We start from the raw sequence: 8715 nt of genomic DNA on the forward strand, positions 1-8715 counted from the left end.
GAGCAGCTTGCGGAACATTTCCACGCCGGTGACGGTGGTCTTCTGGACCGGACGGATACCGACGATTTCGATTTCTTCGCCGACCTTGATCACGCCGCGCTCGATACGACCAGTCACGACGGTGCCGCGGCCCGAGATCGAGAACACGTCTTCGACCGGCATCAGGAAGGGCTTGTCGATGTCGCGTTCCGGGGTCGGGATCCAGCTGTCGAGAGCTTCGACCAGCTTGATCACGGCCGGCACGCCGATTTCGCTCTGGTCGCCTTCCAGCGCCAGGCGGGCCGAACCCGAGATGATCGGGGTGTCATCGCCCGGGAAGTCGTACTTGCTCAGCAGCTCGCGGACTTCCATTTCAACCAGTTCCAGCAGCTCGGCGTCATCGACCATGTCTGCCTTGTTCAGGAAGACGACGATGTACGGCACGCCGACCTGACGCGAGAGCAGGATGTGCTCACGGGTCTGCGGCATCGGGCCGTCAGCAGCCGAACAGACCAGGATCGCGCCGTCCATCTGGGCAGCACCGGTGATCATGTTCTTGACGTAGTCAGCATGGCCCGGGCAATCGACGTGGGCGTAATGACGTTCGGTGGATTCGTATTCGACGTGTGCGGTCGAGATCGTGATGCCACGTGCCTTTTCTTCCGGCGCGGCGTCGATCGAGGAGTAATCCTTGAACTCGCCGCCGAAGCGCTCGGCACCGATCTTGGTCAGTGCAGCGGTCAGCGTGGTCTTGCCGTGATCGACGTGACCGATGGTGCCGACGTTGACGTGCGGCTTGGTGCGCTCGAACTTACCCTTTGCCATTGTTGTATACCTTGGATATCAGAAAAGAATGAGGTGGAGTCCTGAGCTTACGCTCAGGACTTCTTGATCACGGTTTCGGCGATGTTGTTCGGCGCCGGCTCGTAGTGGTCGAACTCCATCGTGAACGTTGCGCGACCCTGGGTCTGCGAACGCAGCGAGGTGGCGTAACCGAACATTTCACCCAGCGGGATCATCGCGTTGATGATGCTGGCCGAACCGTCACCGGTGGTGCTCGAACCCTGCAGCACGCCACGACGACGGCTGACGTCGCCCATCACGTCACCCTGGTAATCCTCCGGGGTCACGATCTCGACCTTCATGATCGGCTCCAGCAGGACCGGCTTGGCCTTCTGGAAGCCCTGCTTGAAGGCCATCGAGGAGGCCAGCTTGAACGCCATTTCCGAGGAGTCGACGTCATGGTACGAGCCGAACACCAGCTTCACCTTGACGTCAACGACCGGGAAGCCAGCCAGCGGACCGCTGGTGATGGTTTCGCGCAGGCCCTTTTCGATCGACGGAATGAATTCCTTCGGAATCACGCCACCGGTGATGTCGTTGATGAACAGGAAGTCGTCCTTGATCATCGGACCGATCTTCGGGTCGGCACGGTCTTCAGCGGTGATCGGCGACAGCTCGATCACGACGTGACCGTACTGACCCTTACCACCGGACTGCTTGGCGTGCTTGTAGTCCGACTTGACGTCGGCCATCTGGATGGTTTCGCGGTACGCAACCTGCGGCTTGCCGACGTTGGCTTCAACGTTGAACTCGCGCTTCATGCGATCCACGATGATGTCCAGGTGCAGCTCGCCCATGCCCGAGATGATGGTCTGGCCGGATTCTTCGTCGGTCTTGACGCGGAACGACGGATCTTCCTGGGCCAGACGGCCCAGCGCCAGACCCATCTTTTCCTGGTCGGACTTGGTCTTCGGTTCGACGGCCATCGAGATGACCGGCTCCGGGAACACCATGCGCTCCAGGATGATCGGGTGGTCCTGCGAGCACAGGGTGTCACCGGTGGTGGTGTCCTTCAGACCCACCGCAGCGGCGATGTCACCGGCCAGCACTTCCTTGATCTCTTCGCGATCGTTGGAATGCATCTGCAGGATGCGGCCGATGCGCTCCTTCTTGCCCTTGACCGAGTTCAGCAGCTGGTCGCCGGCGTTCAGGGTGCCCGAGTAGACACGGAAGAAGGTCAGCGCGCCGACGAACGGATCGGTGATGATCTTGAAGGCCAGCGCCGAGAACGGCGCCTTGTCATCGGACTTGCGGCTCAGCGCAATGGTTTCGTCGTCCACGTCGGTACCGGTCACGTCCGGCACGTCGATCGGCGACGGCAGCAGCTGCACCACGCCGTCCAGCATGGCCTGCACGCCCTTGTTCTTGAACGCCGAGCCGCAGTACATCGGCACGATGTCGGTGGCCAGGGTGCGCACGCGCAGGGCTTCGACGATTTCGGCCTCGGTCAGCTCTTCGCCGCCCAGGTACTTTTCCATCAGCTCTTCGCTGGCTTCAGCCGCGGCTTCGATCATGTAGGTACGGGCCTCTTCGGCCTCCGCCTGCATGTCAGCCGGGATCTCCAGGTACTCGAACTTCATGCCCTGCGAGGCTTCATCCCAATGGATGGCCTTCATCTTGATCAGATCGACCACACCCTTGAAGCCGTCTTCAGCGCCGATCGGCAGCTGCATCGGCACGGCGGTGGCGCCGAGCTTGGCCTTCAGCTGGCCAACGACCTTGGTGAAGTTGGCACCGGTGCGGTCCATCTTGTTGACGAAGGCAATGCGCGGCACCTTGTACCGGTTGGCCTGACGCCACACGGTTTCCGACTGCGGCTGCACGCCACCGACGGCGCACAGCACGAACACCGCACCGTCGAGCACGCGCAGCGAGCGCTCCACTTCGATGGTGAAGTCGACGTGTCCGGGGGTGTCGATGATGTTGAAGCGATGCTCCGGCAGGGACTTGTCCATGCCCTTCCAGAACGCGGTGGTGGCAGCGGACTGGATCGTGATGCCACGCTCCTGCTCCTGCTCCATCCAGTCCATGGTGGCAGCGCCGTCGTGCACTTCACCGATCTTGTGGCTCTTGCCGGTGTAGAACAGGATGCGCTCGGACGTGGTGGTCTTGCCGGCATCGATGTGGGCCATGATGCCGAAATTGCGGTAACGCTCGATGGGAGTGGTGCGGGCCACGGGAGCCTCTCAATTTCTTGGAATTCGGATGGCCGAACGCCGCCTTTCGGCGGCCTTCGGATTGGCGCGGCACCCCAGGTGCCGCGGGGCAGCACCTAGATGGTGCTGCCGTGCCTGTTTTGCAAGGCCGTCAAACTCACCAGCGGTAGTGCGCGAAGGCCTTGTTGGCTTCGGCCATGCGGTGGGTTTCTTCGCGCTTCTTGATGGCGCCACCACGATTTTCCGAGGCGTCCAGCAGTTCGGCAGCCAGCTTCTTCGGCATGGTGTTTTCACCACGCTTACGAGCCGAGTCGATCAGCCAACGCATGGCCAGGGCCATCTTGCGCGACGAACGCACTTCAACCGGCACCTGGTACGTAGCACCACCGACACGGCGGGACTTGACTTCGACCGACGGAGCCACGTTTTCCAGAGCCTTCTGAACCAGCTCGACGGAATTCGGGTTCTTTTCGCCGATCACGTCCATGGCACCGTAGACGATCTTTTCAGCGACCGACTTCTTGCCGCTCAGCATCACCATATTGATGAAACGAGCGATGGTTTCACTTCCGTGCTTCGGATCCGGCAGGACAGAGCGCTGCGGCGTATTACCTTTACGAGACATGTGTACTTTCCCTTAGCTCTTCGGACGCTTGGCGCCGTACTTGGAACGGCCCTGGCGACGCTTGGCAACGCCGGAGGCGTCCAGCGAGCCACGCACGGTGTGGTAACGCACACCCGGCAGATCCTTGACGCGACCGCCACGGATGAGGACCACGGAGTGCTCCTGCAGGTTGTGGCCTTCGCCGCCGATGTAGCTAATCACTTCTTCCTGGTTGGTCAGGCGAACCTTGGCAACCTTGCGAAGCGCCGAGTTCGGCTTCTTCGGAGTGGTGGTGTACACGCGCGTGCAGACACCACGGCGCTGGGGGCACTTATCGAGAGCCGGGGAGGCACTCTTATAAGTGGTTGCCTGCCGCGGCTTGCGGACAAGCTGATTGATCGTCGCCATCAGTATGTTCTTCTGAGAGAGGCCAATGAAAAGACTGGCCATGAATGCGGAAATGTGCGAGCAGGCGAAAGACCGGCCTGCTGAGACAGACGATTGTAGCAACCCGGCGAAAACGCAGTCAAATGCGCACGCGCCAAGCCAGCCCTGATCCCGGGCCGTTACAGGGGAGCCTTTTCCATGCCCCCCGTTCAGGTTGTCAAGCCGGTCCGTTGAAAGACCGGCGGGCATCCTACCTCATCGGCAGGCAGACGACCAGTGGCCGATGCCTGCTGATTTGCCGGGAGGGCCATCGACCGGAGTCGACGCCCTGCCCTGCCGCGGGCCCGGCCGAAGCCGGGCCTGCGTATTACTCGTCGCTGCCCGGAGCCTGTTCAGCTTCGGTCGATTCCACCGCCACGGCGGCCACCGGGGCCACCTCAGCCACGGCCGGCGCGCTGCCGGACAGGGTCTGCATTTCCGAGTCGGTCAGCCCGGAGGCGTTGCGACGACGGTTGGCGTGGTACGCCAGGCCGGTACCGGCCGGGATCAGACGGCCGACGATGACGTTTTCCTTCAGGCCGCGCAGGTTGTCCGAGGTGCCGCGAACGGCCGCTTCGGTCAGCACGCGGGTGGTTTCCTGGAACGACGCCGCCGAGATGAACGATTCGGTCGCCAGCGATGCCTTGGTGATACCCAGCAGGACCGGATCGAAACGGGCCGGCAGCTCGTTGCGGGTGGCCAGGCGGGCATTTTCCTCGATGACGCGCTGGCGCTCGGCCTGCTCGCCATTCAGGAACTTGCTGGTGCCCTGATCGGTGATCTCGACCTTGCGCAGCATCTGGCGGGTGATCACCTCGATGTGCTTGTCGTTGATCTTCACGCCCTGCAGGCGATACACGTCCTGGATTTCCTTGACCAGGTAGGCCGCCAGCGGTTCGACACCCAGCAGACGCAGGATGTCCTGCGGGCTCGGCTCGCCGTCCACGATGGTTTCGCCCTTGGTCACGTGCTCGCCTTCGAACACGATCACCTGACGGTACTTCGGGATCAGCTCTTCGTGTTCCGAACCATCGGTGTCCTTGATGATCAGGCGCTGCTTGCCCTTGGTGTCCTTGCCGAAGCTGATGATGCCCGAACGCTCGGCCAGGATCGCCGGATCCTTCGGCTTGCGTGCTTCGAACAGATCGGCCACGCGCGGCAGACCACCGGTGATGTCGCGGGTCTTGGACGCTTCCTGCGGGATCTTGGCGACCACGTCACCCACGCCGACGGCGGCGCCGTCCTGCAGGTTGACGATCGAGCGCGGCGGCAGCAGGTACTGCGCCGGCAGATCCGTGTTCGGGATGGTCAGATCGTTGCCGTTCTTGTCCACGATGCGCACGATCGGGCGCAGGTCCTTCGCCTGCGAACCACGACGCTTCGGATCGGTGATTTCACGCGATGCCAGGCCGGTCAGTTCGTCGGTCTTCTCGATGACGGTGACGCCGTCGATGAAGTCGATGAAGCGGATGAAACCAGCCACTTCCGACACGATCGGGTGGTTATGCGGGTCCCAGTTGGCCACGGTCTGGCCAGCCTTGACCGCATCGCCGTCCTTGGACGTGATGGTCGCGCCGTACGGCAGCTTGTAACGCTCACGCTCACGGCCGTGGGCATCGAGCACCGACATTTCGCCCGAACGCGAGACCGCCACCAGCGAACCGCTGGCGTGCTCGACCGACTTCAGGTTGTTGAACTTCACCGAACCGGTGGTCTTGACGGTGATGTTGTCCACCGCCGCAGCTCGCGATGCCGCACCACCGATGTGGAACGTACGCATGGTCAGCTGGGTACCCGGCTCACCGATCGACTGTGCGGCGATGACGCCGACCGCTTCACCGATGTTGACGATGTGGCCACGGGCCAGATCGCGACCGTAGCAGTGTGCGCAGACGCCGAATGGCGAGGCGCAGCTGATGGTCGAACGGACCTTGACCGACTGCACCGACGCATCTTCCAGCTTGGCCACCCACTGCTCGTCGAGCAGCGTGTTGCGGGTCACGATCGGATCTTCGTCGTTGCCCGGCAGGAACACGTCCTCGGCCACGACACGACCCAGCACGCGGTCCTTCAACGGCTCCACGACGTCGCCGCCTTCCACGATCGGGGTCATGGTCAGGCCTTCGGTGGTACCGCAATCCACCTCGGTGATGACCACGTCCTGCGCCACGTCGACCAGACGACGGGTCAGGTAACCCGAGTTCGCCGTCTTCAGCGCGGTATCGGCCAGACCCTTACGGGCACCGTGGGTGGAGTTGAAGTACTCCTGCACGTTCAGGCCTTCACGGAAGTTCGCCTTGATGGGCGTTTCGATGATCGAGCCATCCGGACGCGCCATCAGGCCGCGCATACCGGCCAGCTGACGGATCTGCGCCTGCGAACCACGGGCACCGGAGTCGGCCATGATGTACAGCGAGTTCATCGACTTCTGGTCGATGGTCTCGCCTTCGGCGTTGACCACCTTCTCGGTACCGATGGTGTCCATCATCGCCTTGGCGATGCGTTCGTTGGTGCGCGACCAGATGTCGACCACCTTGTTGTAGCGCTCGCCGGCGGTGACCAGGCCCGACTGGTACTGCTCCTGGATTTCCAGCACTTCAGCTTCGGCCTCGGTGAGGATGCCGCGCTTCTCGTCCGGGATCAGCATGTCGTCGATGCCGATCGACACGCCAGCGCGGGTTGCGTAGGCAAAGCCGGTGTACATCAGCTTATCGGCGAACACGACCGTGTCCTTCAAGCCCAGCTGACGGTAGCTGGAGTTGATCAGGCGGCTGATGTTCTTCTTGGTCAGCTCGGTGTTGGCCAGCGCGAACGGCAGGCCTTCCGGCAGGATTTCAGCCAGCAGGGCGCGACCGATCGTGGTGTCCACGATCGAGGTCTTGTTCTGCTTGTTGCCTTCCTCGTCGGTCACCACTTCGGTGATGCGGACCTTGACGCGTGCGTGCAGTTCCACCACGCGGTTGTCGTAGGCGCGCTTGACTTCGGCGATGTTGGCGAAGGCCATGCCCTCGCCCTTCTTGTTCACCAGCGAGCGGGTCATGTAGTACAGACCCAGCACGACGTCCTGCGACGGCACGATGATCGGCTCGCCGTTGGCCGGCGACAGGATGTTGTTGGTGGACATCATCAGCGCACGCGCTTCCAGCTGGGCTTCCAGCGAGAGCGGCACGTGGACGGCCATCTGGTCACCGTCGAAGTCGGCGTTGAACGCGGTGCAGACCAGCGGGTGCAGCTGGATGGCCTTGCCTTCGATCAGGACCGGCTCGAACGCCTGGATGCCCAGACGGTGCAGGGTCGGCGCACGGTTCAGCATCACCGGATGTTCGCGGATGACCTCTTCCAGGATGTCCCAGACTTCGGCTTCTTCGCGCTCGACCAGCTTCTTGGCGGCCTTGATGGTGGTGGCCAGGCCACGACGCTGCAGCTTGGCGAACACGAACGGCTTGAACAGCTCAAGCGCCATCTTCTTCGGCAGGCCGCACTGGTGCAGGCGCAGGTACGGACCGACCACGATGACCGAACGGCCCGAGTAGTCGACGCGCTTGCCCAGCAGGTTCTGACGGAAGCGACCCTGCTTGCCCTTGATCATGTCGGCCAGCGACTTCAGCGGGCGCTTGTTGGTGCCGGTGATGGCACGGCCGCGACGGCCGTTGTCCAGCAGCGCATCGACCGATTCCTGCAGCATGCGCTTTTCATTGCGCACGATGATGTCCGGCGCGTTCAGCTCGAGCAGGCGGCGCAGGCGGTTGTTACGGTTGATGACGCGGCGGTACAGATCGTTCAGGTCGGAGGTCGCGAAGCGGCCACCGTCCAGCGGCACCAGCGGACGCAGGTCCGGCGGCAGCACCGGCAGCACGGTCATGACCATCCACTCCGGACGGTTGCCCGACTCGAGGAAGGCCTCGACCAGCTTGATGCGCTTGGTCAGTCGCTTGAGCTTGGTTTCCGAACCGGTGCTGGCGATTTCTTCGCGCAGGCGGGTCATTTCCGACTGCAGGTCGATCGTGCGCAGCAGTTCGTACACGGCCTCGGCGCCCATGGCGGCATCGAAGTCGTCGCCGTGTTCCTGGCGTGCCTGCAGGTACTGTTCTTCGGTCAGCAGCTGGCGGCGCTCCAGGGCGGTCAGGCCCGGCTCGGTCACCACGTAGGCTTCGAAGTACAGCACGCGCTCGATGTCACGCAGGGTCATGTCCAGCATCAGGCCGATGCGCGACGGCAGCGACTTGAGGAACCAGATGTGCGCGACCGGCGAGGCCAGATCGATGTGACCCATGCGCTCGCGGCGCACCTTGGCCAGGGTGACTTCGGTGCCGCACTTTTCGCAGACCACGCCGCGGTGCTTCATGCGCTTGTACTTGCCGCACAGGCACTCGTAGTCCTTGACCGGTCCGAAGATGGCGGCGCAGAACAGGCCGTCACGTTCCGGCTTGAAGGTACGGTAGTTGATGGTTTCCGGCTTCTTCACTTCGCCGAAGGACCACGAACGGATCAGGTCCGGCGAGGCCAGCGCGATCTTGATCGCGTCGAAGTCCAGCGTCTGACGCTGCTGGTTGAAGAGGTTGAGCAAGTCTTTCATGGTGTTTCTCCGAAAGGAGGAAATCTTGTCGATGGGGCTGTCGGTTCAGATGTGGCGGGGGGGGGGGCCGGGGCGCCCCCCCCCGCCGGGAACATTTCGGCCCCGAACAAATTTTTTGGCACCCCACGCGA

At 62.7% G+C, this 8715-nt stretch carries 5 protein-coding genes; all 5 read right to left on the reverse strand.

All coding sequences use genetic code 11. The features are described 5' to 3' along the window. A partial coding sequence (locus ABE483_RS18775; protein ID WP_346482180.1) for an elongation factor Tu occupies nt 1-804 on the reverse strand: 804 nt, incomplete at its 3' end. A 53-nt stretch (nt 805-857) separates the two neighbouring features. After that, a complete protein-coding gene (gene fusA / locus ABE483_RS18780) occupies nt 858-2999 on the reverse strand; it encodes an elongation factor G (RefSeq protein ID WP_121044654.1) in 2142 nt (713 codons plus the stop codon). Between the two features lie 136 nt (nt 3000-3135). Beyond that, complete coding sequence (gene rpsG, locus ABE483_RS18785) at nt 3136-3603, reverse strand: 30S ribosomal protein S7 (protein WP_019186122.1); 468 nt, start codon at nt 3601-3603, stop codon at nt 3136-3138. 12 nt (nt 3604-3615) lie between these two features. Then, a complete protein-coding gene (rpsL, locus tag ABE483_RS18790; protein WP_017356008.1) occupies nt 3616-3990 on the reverse strand; it encodes a 30S ribosomal protein S12 in 375 nt (124 codons plus the stop codon). Nucleotides 3991-4336: 346 nt separating this feature from the next. Next, nucleotides 4337-8584, reverse strand: a complete 4248-nt coding sequence (gene rpoC / locus ABE483_RS18795; RefSeq protein WP_088434181.1) for a DNA-directed RNA polymerase subunit beta' — start codon at nt 8582-8584, stop codon at nt 4337-4339. Nucleotides 8585-8715: the final 131 nt, after the last annotated feature.

Origin of the sequence: Stenotrophomonas sp. TWI602, from assembly GCF_039674045.1 — a bacterium.
GTDB lineage: Bacteria > Pseudomonadota > Gammaproteobacteria > Xanthomonadales > Xanthomonadaceae > Stenotrophomonas.

Bases quoted from the DNA above. Each gene is read 5' to 3' on its own strand.
- rpsG (WP_019186122.1), bottom strand. From the start codon at position 3,603: ATGTCTCGTAAAGGTAATACGCCGCAGCGCTCTGTCCTGCCGGATCCG.
- rpoC (WP_088434181.1), bottom strand. From the start codon at position 8,584: ATGAAAGACTTGCTCAACCTCTTCAACCAGCAGCGTCAGACGCTGGAC.
- rpsL (WP_017356008.1), bottom strand. From the start codon at position 3,990: ATGGCGACGATCAATCAGCTTGTCCGCAAGCCGCGGCAGGCAACCACT.